This window comes from Ferrimonas senticii DSM 18821 (assembly GCF_000422665.1).
GTDB classification, from domain to species: domain Bacteria; phylum Pseudomonadota; class Gammaproteobacteria; order Enterobacterales; family Shewanellaceae; genus Ferrimonas; species Ferrimonas senticii.
Map to the genome: position 1 here is coordinate 206,642 of NZ_AUGM01000004.1, position 17,250 is coordinate 223,891.

At 55.0% G+C, this 17,250-nt stretch carries 15 protein-coding genes and 1 tRNA gene; 9 read left to right on the forward strand and 7 right to left on the reverse strand.

Annotated features, from left to right (window positions below):
- Together G506_RS0104560 and G506_RS0104565 are read right to left on the reverse strand one after the other, a co-directional pair.
- Positions 1-978 (reverse strand): LysR family transcriptional regulator, encoded by a 978-nt coding sequence (locus tag G506_RS0104560; RefSeq protein WP_205619470.1) that lies wholly within the window; start codon positions 976-978, stop codon positions 1-3.
- 137 nt (positions 979-1,115) lie between these two features.
- Positions 1,116-2,411 carry an OprD family outer membrane porin gene (locus G506_RS0104565; protein WP_035387009.1) on the reverse strand — a complete coding sequence of 432 codons (1,296 nt, stop codon included), beginning with the start codon at positions 2,409-2,411 and terminating at the stop codon, positions 1,116-1,118.
- Between the two features lie 410 nt (positions 2,412-2,821).
- Between G506_RS0104565 and G506_RS0104570 the strand changes: the two genes are divergently transcribed.
- Positions 2,822-4,609 carry a flavocytochrome c gene (locus G506_RS0104570; RefSeq protein WP_156904788.1) on the forward strand — a complete coding sequence of 596 codons (1,788 nt, stop codon included), beginning with the start codon at positions 2,822-2,824 and terminating at the stop codon, positions 4,607-4,609.
- A 133-nt stretch (positions 4,610-4,742) separates the two neighbouring features.
- The gene (locus G506_RS0104575) at positions 4,743-5,633 is read left to right on the forward strand and encodes a LysR family transcriptional regulator (protein WP_028115847.1); all 891 of its coding nucleotides are present in this window, start codon (positions 4,743-4,745) and stop codon (positions 5,631-5,633) included.
- Positions 5,634-6,274: 641 nt separating this feature from the next.
- Here G506_RS0104575 and G506_RS0104580 read toward each other — a convergent pair.
- Positions 6,275-7,567: an SLC13 family permease gene (locus G506_RS0104580; protein WP_028115848.1), complete on the reverse strand. Its 1,293-nt coding sequence runs from the start codon at positions 7,565-7,567 to the stop codon at positions 6,275-6,277.
- A 144-nt stretch (positions 7,568-7,711) separates the two neighbouring features.
- On the opposite strand from G506_RS0104580, the gene G506_RS0104585 reads away from it, so the two are divergent.
- The 4 genes from G506_RS0104585 (at position 7,712) to G506_RS0104600 (ending at position 11,312) form a co-directional block, all read left to right on the forward strand.
- Positions 7,712-8,167, forward strand: a complete 456-nt coding sequence (locus G506_RS0104585; protein WP_051201894.1) for a YeeE/YedE family protein — start codon at positions 7,712-7,714, stop codon at positions 8,165-8,167.
- Positions 8,167-8,622, forward strand: coding sequence for a YeeE/YedE family protein (locus G506_RS18760; protein ID WP_051201895.1), 456 nt, complete (start codon positions 8,167-8,169; stop codon positions 8,620-8,622). The genes G506_RS0104585 and G506_RS18760 overlap by 1 nt, the downstream gene beginning before the upstream one ends.
- A 95-nt stretch (positions 8,623-8,717) precedes the next feature.
- On the forward strand, positions 8,718-9,095 hold the full coding sequence (locus tag G506_RS0104595) for a hypothetical protein (protein ID WP_028115850.1): 378 nt from the start codon (positions 8,718-8,720) through the stop codon (positions 9,093-9,095).
- A gap of 753 nt (positions 9,096-9,848) precedes the next feature.
- Positions 9,849-11,312, forward strand: coding sequence for a catalase (locus G506_RS0104600; RefSeq protein ID WP_028115851.1), 1,464 nt, complete (start codon positions 9,849-9,851; stop codon positions 11,310-11,312).
- Positions 11,313-11,379: 67 nt separating this feature from the next.
- Here the strand turns inward: G506_RS0104600 and G506_RS0104605 are convergent, their stop codons facing one another.
- Both G506_RS0104605 and G506_RS18765 read right to left on the reverse strand, forming a co-directional pair.
- Positions 11,380-12,489 (reverse strand): anhydro-N-acetylmuramic acid kinase, encoded by a 1,110-nt coding sequence (locus G506_RS0104605; RefSeq protein WP_028115852.1) that lies wholly within the window; start codon positions 12,487-12,489, stop codon positions 11,380-11,382.
- Positions 12,486-13,796 (reverse strand): peptidoglycan DD-metalloendopeptidase family protein, encoded by a 1,311-nt coding sequence (locus tag G506_RS18765; protein WP_051201896.1) that lies wholly within the window; start codon positions 13,794-13,796, stop codon positions 12,486-12,488. The genes G506_RS0104605 and G506_RS18765 overlap by 4 nt, the downstream gene beginning before the upstream one ends.
- 168 nt (positions 13,797-13,964) lie before the next feature.
- Between G506_RS18765 and tyrS the strand changes: the two genes are divergently transcribed.
- Entirely contained in the window at positions 13,965-15,152 is a 1,188-nt protein-coding gene (gene tyrS / locus G506_RS0104615) for a tyrosine--tRNA ligase (RefSeq protein WP_028115853.1), read from the forward strand.
- Positions 15,153-15,282: 130 nt separating this feature from the next.
- Here tyrS and G506_RS0104620 read toward each other — a convergent pair whose 3' ends face one another.
- The gene (locus G506_RS0104620; protein ID WP_028115854.1) at positions 15,283-15,744 is read right to left on the reverse strand and encodes a threonine/serine exporter family protein; all 462 of its coding nucleotides are present in this window, start codon (positions 15,742-15,744) and stop codon (positions 15,283-15,285) included.
- On the reverse strand, positions 15,741-16,523 hold the full coding sequence (locus G506_RS0104625) for a threonine/serine exporter family protein (protein WP_205619471.1): 783 nt from the start codon (positions 16,521-16,523) through the stop codon (positions 15,741-15,743). Before G506_RS0104625 ends, G506_RS0104620 begins: the two co-directional genes overlap by 4 nt.
- A 174-nt stretch (positions 16,524-16,697) precedes the next feature.
- On the opposite strand from G506_RS0104625, the gene G506_RS0104630 reads away from it, so the two are divergent.
- Together G506_RS0104630 and G506_RS0104635 are read left to right on the forward strand one after the other, a co-directional pair.
- A tRNA-Trp gene (locus G506_RS0104630) sits at positions 16,698-16,774 on the forward strand.
- A 143-nt stretch (positions 16,775-16,917) separates the two neighbouring features.
- Complete coding sequence (locus G506_RS0104635; RefSeq protein WP_156904789.1) at positions 16,918-17,133, forward strand: hypothetical protein; 216 nt, start codon at positions 16,918-16,920, stop codon at positions 17,131-17,133.
- Positions 17,134-17,250 lie beyond the last annotated feature (117 nt).

Here is a 17,250-nt window from a genome sequence, read left to right on the forward strand (position 1 = left end):
TCAATTTTGAATATCTGTTTGGGTGAGGATCTCGGCCATCACTTGATGCAGATGACGGTGCAATGGATGGTTACGGTGGGTTTGCAGACAGCCGCCGGAGATCACGAACTGGCTGAACTCGCGATTGACCGTTGGCATTGGGTAGGCGGCCAGCTCTGGCATCAATCGCGCGGTGCTTTGGCTGGCAAACATAATCGCATCGGTTTCCAGCAGCATCTGACAGGCCACTCGGACGTTGTAGCACTTCAGCAGCACGTTCGGTTCAAAGCCCATGCGTTGGTACTCCGCTGCGACCGTACACATCGGCTTATTGGTTGACGGTGCTGGCAGTGACACCAGCGGCAAACTGGCCACCTGTGGCCACTGGTTACTGGTATTGGAGAGCAGTGGATGACCACGACGGGCGAGGATCACCCGCTGTTCGCGAAACAGCGGCCGCAGGTAGATCTCTTTGGACAGTTCGGTTTCTTGGTCGAGGATGCAGTAGTCGTGCTCGCCGTCGAGCATCTCCTCGTGGGAGTAGCTGTTCCAACTGGTAAAGCTGAACGAGGCGTTGGGAAAGGCGCGATGGCAACCGCTCAGCAGTTTGCGTCCTTGCTCGTCCAGCAGATAGGGATCGGCGACGATGGCGATCCGTCCTTGGTAGAGCCGTGGATCGAACTTTTCAAACTCGCGCAGCACGGTTTGCAGCGGTGCCAACATCGCGTCAAATTGGGCGGCCAAACGCAGCGCCATTGGTGACGGTTCGACCCCATGGGGACGACGGATAAACAGTGGATCATCGAAGGTCTGCTTCAGTTTCATCACGCCGCGACTGGCACTGGGTTGCGAGATCCCAAGCTGCATTGCCGCCAGCTTAATGCTGCGGTTATCGACTACCGCTTTCAGCAGCCGCATCAGGTTCAGATCCAAGTTATCCAGTGGCTGAGTCATCAACACGTCATCCTGTAAACTGCGCTCTGGGATGGCGCAGATCATCACAGTTTGCCGACTAACCGATTGTTTGCAAAGTAGATTGGATGATTGCTGTGACACAAAAAACGGCGTCCAAAGGACGCCGTTGCTTAGGCATTGGTAGGGCACAGCGCCTGTGGGGGGAAGCGCGCTAACGGGTATTAAAACTGGTAGCGGTAATCCAGATAGAGGCGGTGATCGGTGTTGTCTTCTTTAACGCCTTCGACCGAGCCGATCTCGGTGCCGTTGTAGTTGGCGAATAGGTAGCGCACGGACAGGCCTTTGACCATCGGCATGGTGTAACGGGTATCGATGGCTAAGAACTGTTCCTCGGCTTGCCCCAAGCTGGCGTCCTTGGCGTTTTCGATATCAGAGCCTTTGGCATAGGAGATCTGAGTCGACAGCCCTTGCAGTGCTGGGGTCAACTTGCCGAAGTCAACGCCAGTTCGCACCAACCACACCGATTCATTAGCGTTGGTCATATCTGGGCCAATTGGCGCACGAGTCGGCAGCGGATTGGTGCCGTGATCGCCTTTGAAGTTGTCTTCTAACCAGATCTCGTCGGTTTGGCTGAAGGCCACGCCGAAGCTAAAGGCGTGGATCCGGTAATCGGCGTCGATAAACCACACTGAACCGTCATTGCTGGTGATGCCATCGTCGTTCTTGTCACCGTTTTCAGCAAATAACGCGCCGTTGTCAGAGGAGCTGAAGTAACCGGCGGACAGCTTGATTTTTCCGGCACCAACCGCTTCGGTGTAGCTGCCGCGAATGCCGAACTTTTCTAGGTAATCTGCAGACACCATGTATTCGCTGTCGGCGGCGAATTTGCCCTGTTTAAACTGAGCACCGATACCGTAGATAAGATCGATCTTAGGACCGTTAGTGTTGGCGTTAAAGTCGTCCCATTGGTCGCTATCGCGGGCGCTCCATTGGTCAAAGGCGTAGCCATACACTTTGACGCTATCGACAATCTGATAGCTGCCGCTAATACCCCGGAAGGTGGATGGAATGGCGCGACTGCCAGAGCTAGCAACAAACATATTCTTGGTTTTTTGATAACCGATTTTCAGCGACGCCCCCTGGCTTGGCAGCAACTCGATGTAGGCTTGGCCAATTTTGCCAAACTGGTTGTCAACGCCATTGCTGTTATCACCGTCGGGCAAAATGCCGGCGCTGTTGTTGGTGCCGGTGGTGTTGATGTTCTGTACACCGTAAGCGGACCAGCCGATTTTGAACCAGTCGGCGATCTTGCCGGATTGGTAGTTCAGCTCCAACCCCTGCGCCAAGGTGTTGCTGTCCTTATTGGGGCTGTCATCGTATTCACGATCAAAGAACACAGTGCGGCTTTTGATTTCCAAACTGTCTTGATCAGTCAGGCCGCTGAAGGCGTTAGCGGCAGTCGCCACGGACAGCAGCGCTAAGCAAACCGCAGAGCGTTGCAAAGTTATCGTTTTCATTTTGTAAATTCCCAGAAACATTATTGGCAAAAGAGTAATAAGTGAATCTGGAATAATTGTTGAGATGCTTCACAAGCTTAATGGTTTTATTTAAATGATATTTAATGGTAGTTAAGTCAACCGTAATAGTCGTTTGGTAATGTAACTATTGGTTATTTAAATCATTGATTTTAATTGTTTTGTCTTTTGGCTCTTGAGCTCCACTCGTGAAGATGATCACAATGAGAGGATGATTGAAAGAAAAATATTTACCGAGAGCCGATGGGGTTATTTTGCTATTTAAGTTGAACTTAAAAAGGCTTCAAAAAGTTAATTTGTTGGCGGCGTTGAATATGATGGTGGTCATATTTTTACGGAGTCGATAACGGTTTAATTGCCAGCGTAAATTAACTCTTTCTAGGTAGATGATGATGAACCTGAAGTTAGCGACTCTTTCTGCAGCTGTGGTATTGGGCCTGTCCCTGACTGCACCGGCGGTTGCCAGCCAAACTCTGGCACAATTCCACGGCGAAATGGGCGGTTGTGAAACCTGTCACGCCGGCGAAAAGCTGAAAGACATTAAAGCCGGTCTGACCGACAGCCAAACCCACGAAAACAAGATGTGTGTTGAGTGTCACGGTGGCTACGAAGAGCTGAAGAGCACCAAGCCTAATACCCATATTGATCCACACAGCTCGCACCTGGGTGACATCAACTGTACCGCTTGTCACGCCGCGCACGACAAGCCAGAGATGACCTGTAACCGTTGCCACAACTTCGATTTCGAAATGCCTTTTGCTGATGCCAAGCAGAAGAAAGCGTGGAACGGCGACTGGAACCAAGAGAAGATCCAAGCGGCTATCGCTAAAGGCCCACAAGAAACGGTGGACGTAATCGTAGTGGGTGGTGGTTCTGCCGGTCTGAACGCGGCGATGGCGGCGAAGATGAAAGGCGCTTCAGTGGTACTGCTGGAGAAGAACGACTACACCGGTGGTAACTCAATGCTGGCGGCGGGCGGCTACAACGCCTCTGAAACCCGTCAGCAGAAAGAGAAAGGCGTACCAGACACCAAAGAACTGTTCGTGGCTGACGCCATGAAAGGTGGCCGTAACCAGAACGACATCGAACTAGTGAAGGTACTGGCAGAACACTCTGCTGAAGGCATCGAGTGGCTGGAATCTCTGGGCGCCAACATGGAGGATCTGAAGTTCTCTGGTGGTCAAACCGAGATGCGTACCCACCGTCCTGCCGGGGGCTACTCGGTTGGTCCACACATCATCGATACCCTGCGCAAAGCTGCAATCAAGCATGACGTCGACGTACGGGTTAACTCCCGCGTCGAGAAGATCGTATTGAACGACGACCAGTCTATCGCTGGTGTGGTGGTTCACGGTCGTCACACTGGTTACAAGATGATCGCCGCCGATGCGGTAATTCTGGCGACCGGTGGCTACGGCATGAACAAAGAGATGGTGGCTTACTACCGTCCAACCATGGCCGACATGACCTCTTCCAACAACATCACCGCCACCGGTGATGGCATCCTGTTGGCCAAAGAGATCGGCGCCTCTATGACTGATATCGACTGGGTTCAAGCGCACCCAACCATCGGCAAAGATTCCCGTATTCTGATCTCTGAAACCGTACGTGGTGTTGGCGCGATCATGGTGAACATCCACGGTGAGCGTTTCATCAGCGAAATGACCACCCGTGACCGTGCCTCCGATGCGGTACTGAAGCAGCCAGAGCAATACGCGTGGCTGGTATTCGATCAGCAACTGGTTGAGAAGAAGAAGATGGTGGAAGGTTTTGACCATCTGGGGATGCTGTCCAAAGCCAACACCGTTGCAGAGCTGGCTGAAATCACCGGCATGAAGAACTTGGCGGCGACCGTAACCGAGTACAACCAGTTCTACAAAGACGGTAAAGATCCAAAGTTTGGCCGCAGCGCGCTGCCTGCCGACATCGTTAAAGCGCCGTTCTACGCGGTGAAAGTGGCTCCGGGCATTCACCACACCATGGGCGGCGTGGCGATCGACACCGACGCTAACGTACTGAACTTGCAAAGCTGGAAGATGGAAGGGCTGTACGCTGCGGGTGAAGTGACCGGTGGTATTCACGGTTACAACCGTCTGGGCGGCAACGCGGTAGCCGACACCGTTGTCTTCGGCAAGATTGCCGGTGAGAACGCCGCCAAGTTCGCGCTTGAGAAAAAGTAACTTTATTGACTTAGTTCAATGAAATCGCAAGCGGAGCCAGTGGCTCCGCTTTTTTTGGTTCATTTTTTTACCTAGCTAACAGCATTGAGGTTATTGCTTTGTTACTTTGAACCGGAATCATGAGGAATATCACATGCGCGTCACTCTTAAACAGTTAACTGTGTTCAAAGCCATTTGCGAACAGGGCCAGATCTCTAAAGCGGCTAAGCAGCTGCACCTATCGGTGCCGGCGGTAAGTATGAGCTTAAAAGAGCTGGAGACCACCTTGGATACCAAACTGTTTGTCCGTGGCGCTTCGGGGTTAACGCTCAATCCTGCCGGTCAGGTTGCACTGACTTACGCCAATACCATCTTGCAGCAAGTGGGCGAGTTGGAGCGCAGCTTCGCTGCACAAGCGATTGGCCACAGCGGCACCTTAACCATTGGCGCCAATAAGACCTGCGGTAACTATGTACTGTCGCGCAAACTGCCGCACTTTAAACAGTACAACCCCGCCATCAATACCCGTCTGCGCATTGGCAGTTCAGCGGCGATTGAGCAACTGGTGCTAGATAATGAGTTGGATATGGCTTTTATTGGCACCCCGCCAACCCAGCTTGGCTTAAGTTACCAGCCATGGCTAAGCGATCGCTTGTGTGTGGTTGCCAGCCCAGAGCACAAGCTGGCCAAGCGCATTCCCAATCTCGATGAATTGTCGGCAGCCACTTGGGTGCTGGATGAGGAAGAGTCTGCCACCCGCACTGAATCGTTGCTGCTGCTGCGGGAGATGGGCGTAACCGTTAACGATGAGATGGTGATGAACACCATGGGGGCGATTAAACGTGCCGTCGGTACCGGTCTTGGCCTGTCGGTATTGCCGCTGCTGGCGGTAGACGCGGAATTGGAGCGCGGCGACTTGCGTGAGATCCAAGTGGGTGGCTATCAAGCGCCAGCACGCCCGATTTACCTGATCTACAAAAAAGAGCGGATGGCGCCGCTGCTGGAACGCTTTTTAGAGCACTGCGGCATCGTCCTGGAAGGCTAAATTTCGAGATAAATAACGGTGGCTTGGCCACCGTTTTTTGTTGCTGATAGCATCTGCTGCGACGTTGCAGCCACCAGATAATTTTACTGATTGCTATTCGCCTCCGGCGGGCAAGGGCTGCGCCCTCTGCACACCCCAATGCCTCCAACACGGCGATAACCCTTCGCTCCTTGTGCTGCTCAGCGCCGCGAGTTGGCCAAAGGCCGTTGGCGCAACCGTCAGTGACTTATTCGTAGCCGAGAACGTGTTCTCGGAAATTCCAACAGTTCATAACTCCAAACTCGCAATTTCACGGTGGCGGTAACTCAGAGTGTTCTAAGCCGACTTGTTGACGCCGAGTGAAACCGCAAACGTAGCGGCAAGCCGAGGGCAGGATGCCCGAGAGGCCCGCGAAGGCATGGATGCCGCCTCGGGCCGATGCTGCCGCGAAGTGCGGTGAGAACGAGGGGCTCTCGTCAACCTTGGAGGCGTAGGGGATTCCAAAGGGCGCAGCCCTTGGCCACCAGAGGTAAAGCTACGAAGTACAGCAATGCTATAACAAGTCGAAACACCGACCTGCCAACCAACAATCCCGCGAATACGTTCGCGGCTACCGATTGCGGTGAGAACGAAGGGTTTTCGGAATGCCGCCTTCGATGCTGCTATAACAGTAGCAATACCCCCCACAACCCCAATACCGTCGCCAGTTTGACCTTGATGCCCGCTTGCGCCAGTTGTCGTAACGGCACCGCCGCGACGCCGGTCATCAAGCTGTTGCTTGGGGTAGCGGTGGGTAACACAAACGCCAGCGCGCAGCCGATCCCCACTAACAGCGCGATCTGCTGCTCACTGCTGCCCTGCGGCAACAGCACCAACGACAGCAGTGGTGCCAGAATTGCCGCGCAGGTGACGTTGCTCATCAGCTCGGTTAACAGCGCGATTGTCAGCAGCAATAACCCCAATTGCAGCGGCAGCGGTAAGTCGCTTAAGCAGGGCATTAAGCCGTCCACCAGCATCTGGCCGCCGCCGGAGTATTGCAGTGCTTTGCCTAAGCTGATGGCGGCGACAAACACCAGCAAGACTCGATATTTAATCGCCCGTTGCAGCTGCGGCAGGGTAATCAGTTTCAGCGCCAGCATCGCCACAACCCCCAGCACCGGGATCAGCCCGTACCACTGACTGCTGCCGCGCCATAAAATCGAAGCCACCACAAAGCCGCCGATGGTCAGCGCCACCAAGGCCAGCGCTTGCCATTGCTGACGGTTCAGCGCTTGTTTGGGAAGAACGATGCCGTCACTGAAGCTCGGTTTAAAGTGATATTCCAGAATAACCATTGCCAGCAACCATAAAGCAACGCTGAGCGGCAGCGCCAGCAGCATCCAATCGATAAAGCCCAATCCGGTCAGGTTGCTGGCAATAAAACTGGTGGAGCTGCCGGCTTGGGTCGCCATCCCGCCAAGGGTGCTGCTAAAGGTGATGGCGATCGCCAGATAGTGCTGCTGAGCGACGCTGCGATGCTGCCCCAGCATCAGTGCTAGCGGCAGCATCAGGGCGGTGGTGACGGCGTTGCTGGTCCACATCGAGATCAGCGCGGTTAAGGCAAACAGCAGATAACTGGCGCGCCGTTCGCTGCCATTGGCCCAGTGGCTGATGGCGGTTAGGGTGATGGTGTCTAAGCCTTGGCTGCGACTGAGGCTGGCAAAGGCAAAACCAAATACGAAGATGGCGAGGGTGGGGCTGCTGCCGATCTCGATTAAGTCACCGATCGGCAGCATGCCATCGCTGAACGCCAACAGTGGGATCAACAGCGCACTGTGCAGCTCTGGCAGTGGTCGCAAGGTCCATAGCAGCAGCGCCAGCAGAGTTAAACCGAGCCCTTGCCATGGCAAGCTCAGGTAAGGGCTTAACCCCAGCCAAGCGACAAAAATCAATAAAAACAACAGCCAGTGGCGCATAGTCATTCGCGATAACAACGGAGGGCGGCAGCGTAGCAAATTGCCACTGCCGCAGGCCTAGAATGGGTCACGCTTCTGTCTTTGCCGATTCAATTTTAATAAAGTGCCTTTTGCTTATGTTGTAACCAGTTAGGGAAGACAAAGATGGATTCATTAACGATCAATGGCTGGGCGGCGCTGTTTGCTGATTGGTTGCCGTCGCTGCTCGGCGGCATGTTACTTGGGGGTTCGGCGCTGCTGCTGTTATTGGTGAATGGCCGGATTGCGGGGATCAGCGGCATTACCGGCGGTTTGCTACGCGCTGGTGGCGATAAATTATGGCGGGGGCTGTTTTTGCTGGGGATGATCCTCGGCGGCGCCCTCTCCGTGGCCTTTCTCGGCGGCGTTATTCCCGCCATGTTGCCAATGCCACCGTGGCAGTTGGCGCTGGCGGGCTTGCTGGTTGGGCTTGGCACGGCGATTGGCAACGGTTGTACCAGCGGCCATGGCATTTGCGGCTTGGGGCGACTGTCACGCCGCTCGATGGTGGCGACGGCGCTGTTTATGGCGGTTGCGGTGGTGGTGGCATCACTGCGCTTACACCTGTGGGGGCTTAACTGATGACCCAAGCGGTAATAGCGAAAAAAAGCCCAAGCATTAGCCTGACGTTAGCGCTCAGCTCCTTACTGGCGGGGCTGCTGTTTGGTGCGGGGATGGCGTTGTCACAGATGACCGATCCGGCGCGAGTGACCGCGTTTCTGGATGTGCTGGGGCAGTGGCGCGGCAGTCTGATGTGGGTGATGGCGGGGGCATTGTTGGTGTTTGCCCCCGGTTATTGGTTGTTGGTGGCTAAGCGCCAGCAGACGTTAGTGGGGCAGCCGTTGCAACTGCCAACTAATGGCCGCATCGATCGCCGTTTGCTGATCGGCGCTGCGCTGTTTGGTGCCGGTTGGGGGCTGGCGGGATTGTGTCCGGGGCCGCTGTGGGCGTCGTTGTCATCACTCAATCCGCAGCTGCTGTATTTTCTAGTGCCGATGTTGGTTGGTCTGAAACTGGGCTCGTGGTGGCAGCGTTAGGTCGATTTACTTGCTAAGGGCAAGGCTCTGGCATAACCTCGCTGCACTATTAATTGGCGCGAACCTGTCGTTTGCGCGCTGACAACGAGGTCGTTATGTCTGTGATTGCCGTACCTAATGTGGTTGAGCTGGAACTGAAACGTCACCACAAGCCACGCCACCAGAAGAAACTGGGCATCGGCGCTTATGCTGAGACCTGTGTTGAGTTTCGTTTTGAAGGCGACATTGAGAAGTTCGATGCGGTTGACGATGCGCTGACCGAGCTGCAGATCGACAAAGGTTGGGATCTGTTTATCGCTTACTTCAACAACAAGTACCACGTGGCAGTGAGCTTCTACACCCAGCAAGAGTCGCAAGACGACGTAATTGCTGCGGTAACTGGCGTACTGAACGCGCAACTGGGCACTGTTGCAACCACCATTCTGGCTGGTGATGCCAACTACGGTGACTGGAACGGCAGCTACGCAGAATAAGCGAGCGGCCTTTCATTGCCAACAAAACCGCGCTTCGGCGCGGTTTTTTGTTGTCATTTTTCTAGGGTGAATTAACTCTCGCTGGTATTCGCGACTGCCACCGGCGATCTTGCTCTTACCAACGACTGCGAACTAATCACTGCTAACGCTCTTATCTTTGCCTCCGGCGGCCAAGGGCTGTGCCCTGAGGGATCCCCTGCGCCTCCAAGGTTGACGACAGCCCCTCGTCCTCACCGCACTGCGCGCCAGCACCGGCCCGAGGCGGCATCCATGCCTTCACGGGCACTCTCGGGCATCCTGCCCTCGGCTTGCCGCTGCGTTTGCGGTTTCACTCGGCGTCAACAAGTCGGCATAGAGCGCTGTGAATCTCCGTCACTGTGGTGTCATTAGTTGCTGCTCTGAACTATCTAGATTTCCACGAACGTGTTCGCGGCTTCGATTGAACCGCTGACGGTTGCGCGAACGGCCTTTGGCCGACTTTAATCCAATCGGTGTTACTGCCAGTAAAGCGAATTGAGAATTGTTGCAATGCTTGATCTAACGCAGTGACGCGTTGGGCATCTCGGCATAGCGTACTGATATGGCGTGCTTAATTGAAAAAACAGAATACGGCAACCTGTTGTAATTTGTTTTTGCAAATGAAATTGAGAGCTATTATCGCTTTCAACGATTAGCGCTGATGGTCAAGGTGGCCTCGGCCGCATGCCGAACAGTGTCCCGCCGATGGGAACCATGCATAAAGGATGAACAACGATGAATAGCCGCTTAACCAGCCAAAATGGCGCCCCAATTGCTGATGATCAAAACAGCTTAACCGCTGGCGCCCGCGGTGGCGTGATGCTGCAAGATTGGCACTTGATTGAGAAGCTGGCCCACTTTAACCGTGAGCGGGTGCCAGAGCGGGTGGTACACGCCAAAGGCTCTGGTGCTTATGGCACTTTCACGCTGACCAAAGATCTGTCCGAGTACACCATTGCCGATCACTTTTGCGGTGTCGGTAAGCAGACCGAAACCTTTGTGCGTTTCTCTACCGTTGGTGGTGAGGCGGGCTCTGCCGATGCGGAGCGGGATCCACGTGGCTTTGGCTTGCGGTTTTATACCGCCAACGGCAACCACGATGTGGTCGGCAACAACACCCCGGTGTTCTTCCTGCGTGATGGCATCAAGTTCCCTGACTTTATTCATACCCAAAAGCGCAATCCCAAGACCAACTTAAAAGATCCGCAGGCGATGTGGGATTTCTGGTCGCTTAACCCAGAGGCGATGCATCAGGTCACCATTTTGATGTCCGATCGTGGTATTCCAGCCACTTACCGCCACATGAACGGATACGGCAGCCACACTTTCTCGTTGTGGAATGCCAAAGGCGAGCGTTTCTGGATCAAGTACCACTTTAAGACCCTGCAGGGGATTAAGAACCTGTCCAACGAGCAGGCCAATAAACTGAAAGGGATCGATCCGGATCACGCCCAGCGCGATCTGTACGCCGCCATTGAAGACGGCGATTGCCCGAAATGGTCGGTGAACCTGCAGATCATGCCGGAAGCGGATGCCAAGGAATACCACCTCAATCCGTTTGATCTGACCAAGGTGTGGCCGCACAAAGACTACCCACTGATCGAAATTGGCGTGCTGGAGCTAAACCGCAACCCAGATAACTACTTCAACGAAGTGGAGCAAGCAGCACTGTCGCCAGCCAATATGGTTCCTGGTGTTGGCGCATCCCCATGTAAGATGCTGCAAGCGCGTCTGTTCGCCTACGCCGATGCCCAGCGTTACCGGATTGGTGCCAACTACAACAATCTGCCGGTGAACTGCCCGCACGCCACCGAAGCCAATCACTACCAACGTGGTGGCCACATGGCTGGCAGCGGTTGCCCATTCCATGGCAAAACCCCAGATAACCGTGGTGGCGTTAACTACGGCCCGAACACTCAAGATGGCCCTGTACAGCAGCCGCAATTTGCCGAGCCTGCATTAGATATCGATGGAGTGATGGCTCGTCACGACAAGACCGTGGAAGAGAACTACGCCCAAGCCGGGGATCTGTTCCGGATGATGAGCCCTGAGCAGCAGCAGGCGCTGTTTGCTACCATCGCCTCCACTTTGCATCTGGTGACTGACGAAGTGCGTGAGCGGATGCTGGCTCACTTTGATCTGTGTGACGCCGCCTACGGCGACGGCATTCGCAGCGCCATCGCCGCCTGCAAGCTGTAATTAACCGCTAATAGCAAAAGGCCAACCCGCGAGGGTTGGCCTTTGTCGTTTCTGGGGAAGGAGTTATTTAGCGGCCGTGGTAACGGCCACCCAGCACCGCGGCGCGGCTGGCGCCGGTGACCGCAGGCAAGTTGCCCGGTAACCGTTGCAGGTGGCGATACGCCAGCCACGCAAACGCGCTGGCTTCGACCCATTGCGGATCCAGCCCCAATACGGCGGTGGACTGCACCGTGGCGTTTGGCAGTTGTTGCGCCAGCTGGTGCATCAGTTCGCCATTAAAGGCGCCGCCACCACAGACATACAGTTGCGCGTTAGCGCTGTGCTGACTGACGCAATCGGCGATGCTGGCGACGGTGAGCATAAGCAGGGTAGCCAATACGTCGTGATCGCTGATCGGATCGAGACTGTTCAGGTGCCCTTGTAACCACACCATATTGAACAGTTCGCGGCCGGTGCTTTTCGGCGGGCTTTGATTGAAATAAGCGTGGCTGAGCAGACGTCGCAGCAGCGCTTGATTGACCTGACCTTGCGCCGCCAACTGACCGTTATCATCGTAATTACAGCCAAAGCGTTCGCGGCACCAGGCGTCCATTAAGGTATTGCCGGGGCCGGTGTCGTAGCCAACCACTTCGCCACTGCCACCGCTGGCAGGCAGCCAAGTGATGTTGGCGATGCCGCCAATGTTAACGATGGCGCGATCTTGCTGATTTTGAAACAGCGCTTGATGAAACGCCGGCACCAGTGGCGCCCCTTGGCCGCCAAGGGCGATGTCCATTCGTCGAAAATCGGCAATCACATCGATGCCGGTCAGCGCCGCTAGGGTGCTAGGGCAACCTAACTGCAAGGTGAAGCCGTTAGGGCCATCGGGATGGTGGCGCACGGTTTGGCCGTGGCTGCCGATGGCGGCGACCTCGCTGGCATCGAGACCCGCTTTGGCTAACAGGTTGTGGCAACACTCGGCAAACACGCGGGAAAGCTGCCGTTCGGCGCGGCCAAGGCGGTCAATTTCGTTGTTCGCCGGTTGGCATAGCGCGTGCAGTTCACGCAGCAGCGGCGGTGGCAGATCGAGGCTGTGGCTGCACAGCAGTTCGGGGGCTTCATGTTCATTGAAGCGAATTAACGCGGCATCGACACCGTCCATCGAGGTGCCAGACATTAGGCCGATAACCAAGGTCATAGCGGGTTGGTTTCCTGTCGCGCCAGTAGGATCGACTGGCGATGAGCAATTTGTGCCAACAGCGGTTTGCTGTTGGCTAAGAAGGTTTGTTTTTCTTGGCCGCTGAGCGAGCGCGATTGCGGCAGTTTAACGGTACGCGGGTTGCGATGAACGCCGTTAACCAAGAATTCGTAGTGCAGGTGAGCGCCGGTCACTCGGCCGGTGGCACCCAAGGTGCCGATGGTTTGCCCCTGTTTCACTCGCTGGCCCTTGTTCACCAGCCGCTTTTTCAGATGCAGGTACTTGGTGACGTAGGTGTTGGAGTGTTTGATAAACACGTAGTTGCCGTTGTATTGGTTGTAGCTGGAACTGACCACAGTGCCATCACCGGCGGCCATAATAGGGGTGCCCACTGGGGCAACGTAATCGGCGCCGTTGTGCGGCCGCACTCGGCCGGTGACTGGGTGTAAGCGGCGCGGATTAAAGTTCGACGAGATGTAATTAAATTGCACCGGCGCCCGCAAGAACGCCTTTTTCATGGCGCGGCCTTGGTCGCCGTAATAGTTGCCGTCTTGGTGGCGAATTGCCCGAAACACCTCGCCTTGGTTAACGAACTCCGCAGCCAGAATATGGCCCTGATCAACGTGTTGACCATCAAGGTAATGCTCTTGCCACAGCACCGCAAAGTGATCACCAGCGCGCAGATCCAAGGCAAAATCGATATCCCAGCCAAACAGCGCCGCTAGCTCCATGATGGTGTTGGCGGTTAGCCCGGCATCCACCGCCGCGTTCCAAAAGTTCGAGGTAATCGTCGCGCTGGCGTAGTGCTGGCGAGTTTGCAGGGTTAGCTGTTCAAGCTGCTCGCTGAAACCGCTGTCGCTGCGGCTAATTACCAGAGTGTCGCTGGCGGATTGCGGATAGCGCAGCCCCAGCAATTGGCCGTCTTCGATCTGCAGTTCTAGCACCTGTTTGGGTTTGATGTTTTTCAGTGCTTTGCCTGCTTGAGGAAGCTGCGTTAGCTGATGCAGGGTTTGTGGCGATAAGCCGGCGCGTTTAAACAGCAATGCCATGCTGTCACCGTTTTCAACGGTGAATTGCTGCCATGGGGCTTGTTGCTCGCTATCGGTTTCGCTGAGGCTTGGCAGGTTAACCGTCAACGGCAGTCGCAGCTTAACCGGCAGCGGAGGGGTAAATTGCGCCGCTAATGAGTTAGGGCTGGGCAGGGCCATCATCAGTACCATTAGGGCAAGGGTTACCATCATGGCGATGCGATGGCGAATGGGCAATTGCCGAAGTTGGTTGGTGCTGGCTAACAGAGTTTCAAGCATAACTAACGTCGTTGTTATTATGGCGCACGCCAAGCTCACAGTTTAGTCATTAAGCCCCGTGATAGCGGGCTTTTGCAATGACTTTGACCGCGGCTTCGCGTTGCTTTATCGCGGGTAATCATTAACATTATCGCTTTTGTAGACAGATTCAAACTGTGGAGACAGGGCATGACTGATTTGGATAAGGCGTTGGCCGAGATCCGTCGCGGCACCGATGAGATTTTGGTGGAAGAGGAGCTGGTTGCCAAGCTCAAGCTAGGCCGCCCATTGCGGGTGAAACTGGGCGCCGATCCAACCGCGCCAGACATCCACCTAGGTCACACCGTGATCCTCAACAAGCTGCGTCAGTTCCAAGACTTGGGCCACGAAGTTATCTTCCTGATCGGCGACTTCACCGGCATGGTTGGTGACCCGTCAGGCAAGAACACCACCCGTCCACCGCTGACCAAAGAGCAGGTAATGGCGAACGCCGAAACCTACAAAGAGCAGGTGTTTAAAATTCTGGATCCGGCTAAGACCCGCATCGAATTTAACTCCAGCTGGTTGGGCGAACTGGGTGCCGAAGGCATGCTGCGTCTGGCTTCCCAGCAGACCGTAGCTCGTATGCTAGAGCGTGACGACTTTAAAAAGCGTTACGCCAGCGGCCAATCCATCGCGATCCACGAGTTTATGTACCCGCTGCTGCAAGGCCACGATTCCGTAGCGCTGCAAGCTGACATCGAGCTGGGCGGTACCGATCAGAAGTTCAACCTGCTGATGGGCCGTGAGCTGCAAAAGAGCGCAGGCCAAGAGCGTCAGGTGGTGATCACCATGCCGCTGCTGGTGGGTCTGGACGGCGTTAAGAAGATGTCCAAATCGGCGCACAACTACATCGGTGTATCCGAAGCGCCAAACGAGATGTTCGGTAAGATCATGTCGGTGTCTGACGAACTGATGTGGGACTACTACACCTTGCTGTCGTTCAAGCCGCTGGAGCACATCGAGCAGCTGAAAACCGACATCGCCGCTGGTGCGAACCCACGTGATGCCAAGATTGCGCTGGCCAAAGAGATCATCGCTCGCTTCCACAACGAAGCCGCAGCGGAAGCTGCCCATGAAGATTTCACCCTGCGTTTTGCTAAAAAAGCGATCCCAGATGAGATGCCAGAGCTGAGCTTCGACGCTGGCATGGCGATCGCCAACTTGCTGAAAGAGGCCCAACTGGTGGGCACCACCTCTGACGCGATGCGGATGATCAAGCAGGGCGCGGTTAAGATCGACGGCAACAAAGTGGACGACACCCGTCTGGTGCCAGCCGCTGGTACTGCGGTTTACCAAGTAGGTAAGCGTAAGTTCGCCCGCATCACTCTGAACTAAGTCAGTTTGATGCCACAAAAAAGCGCCGCTAGGGGAAATCCAGCGGCGCTTTTTTATGCGTAGAGCGCAGTTGTCAGTGTCAGTCGTCAGTTATCAGTGATTAGTAAGAGCAAGAGCCAAAGTCGCTAGGCTAGATAATCCAGCGCCGGCGATAGAAGATCAGGCCGGGCAGGGCGAGCCCCAGCGCCAAACCGCCAATCACAAACAGGGTGGTAAGGAAGTTATCGAACAGTATTGCCAGCAGTTCTGGGCTGTAATCCTGTTGGTTTAGCTGCACCAAGGCGGTCATCGATTTAAACGCGTAGACCCCTGGCAGCATCGGGATCACCGCCGCCACCGTAAACACTTTCGGCGGTGCCACTAAGCGCGGCGACAGCCAAATCCCCAAACTGCCAACCACAATCGCCGCAAACAGAGTCGCCAGCTCAATGGATAAGCCGTAGTTCATCAGGCTGACTCGGCACATCACCCCAATGGCACCGAGGATGGCGCAATACTTCAATGCCCGTACCGGCACATTAAACAGCAGGGCAAAGCCCAGCGCTGGAATGGCGGCGAGGGCGCCTTTAAATAACAGTTCAAATAGGCTCATGGGATCAGCGGCCACAGGTTAAACAGATTGATTGCCATAACGATGCCAATGCTGGTCGCCAGCGTCAGCAGCGATGCCATGGTCCAACGGGATAGGCCAACGTTGATGTAGCCTTTGACCATGTCGGAGGCGGCGTTGATCAGCGGCACCCCCGGCACCAACATCAATACCGATGACGCCATTACTACCGTCGGCAGGTTGCCTAACTGAAAATAGAGCGCTGGCGCCGACGCGGCGGTGGTGACAAAGGCGGTGGCGGCGAAGTTCAGCAGCGGATTAAAGTGGCGATGGCCCAGCTCTTGGCGTACCAGCATGCCGCAACAGGTAGCCACAAAGGTCATTGCGAATACCGTCCAGTCGCCGCCGGCCAACATACTAAAGGCCGCACAAGAGAGGCCGACCATAAACAGCACCAACCAGCGGTTGTAGCGTTCCGGGTTGATCTTATTCAGCCGTTCGCGGATCGAGTAAGCGTCCAGTACTTTGTGTTCGGCCATTACCACCAGATGCTGCAGTTCGGTCACCACTCCCATATGGATGCCGTGATCGCGGCAATAGCGCACGGTGGTGACGCAGTGTTGGTTTTGGACGCTGGTGACGTTAATGGCGTTGGCGGTTAGGGTGACGTGCACCTCTTGTAAGCCCAGCGCTCGCCCCATCCGGCGGCTAAGATCGGCAATCAGCATCGACTCGGCGCCATGCTGCATTAGTAACTGACCAAGGCGGATGCTGATACGCGTCAGTTCATATTGGTCGATAGGGGAGGTTTCAGAAGCCACAGCAGAAGTATGGTTAAGCCATTGGAATGGCGCAATTATGCCCTAAATGTTGCGTTTTGGTTGTGCGTTGCGTTGATTTCCTGCAGTTTGCTGCTTAAGTGGTCAGTCGCACCAGTTGCCACGAAAAAGTGCTTTACCTTTGGCTTCGCTGATATACAATGCACCTCGTTCTCAAGGGGTATAGCTCCAATTGGTAGAGCACCGGATTCCAAATCCGGGTGTTGGCGGTTCGAGCCCGTCTACCCCTGCCATATAAATCAACGGCTTAGCAGAAATGCTAAGCCGTTTTTTTATGTCTTAAATTTACCGCCGATTGGCCGTTGCCAATTTTGGTGATGGTTGTTCTATACCTTTAGCCTGCCGCCAGCTTAATCAGTGGTTAATCGGCGCATTGATGGCGCTGTATGCCCGCCCCCAAATTCCATTCGAAACTAAGCCATTCGAGTTCATCAAGACGGTTACGGTCGATATCCGGTTATCTGCGCTTCAGTCTGGTGGTGACATTCGGTTGCCCGATAGCGCTTGCGGGATCGTCGAGCCAACATCTGTCAGTAACAAGCTGCATTTAAACGCCGTTGTTTACGGTCAATATCCGAAACCTTTCGGCTGAAATAAGCGCATAAGCTGCTGTGTTGACCCGCTGAATGGGCTTAGCCATCGATCTCGCTGCGGAGCCATTAAGTGATTCATCAGGAACCCTATAGCTAGGGTTGTCGTGGGGGTATAT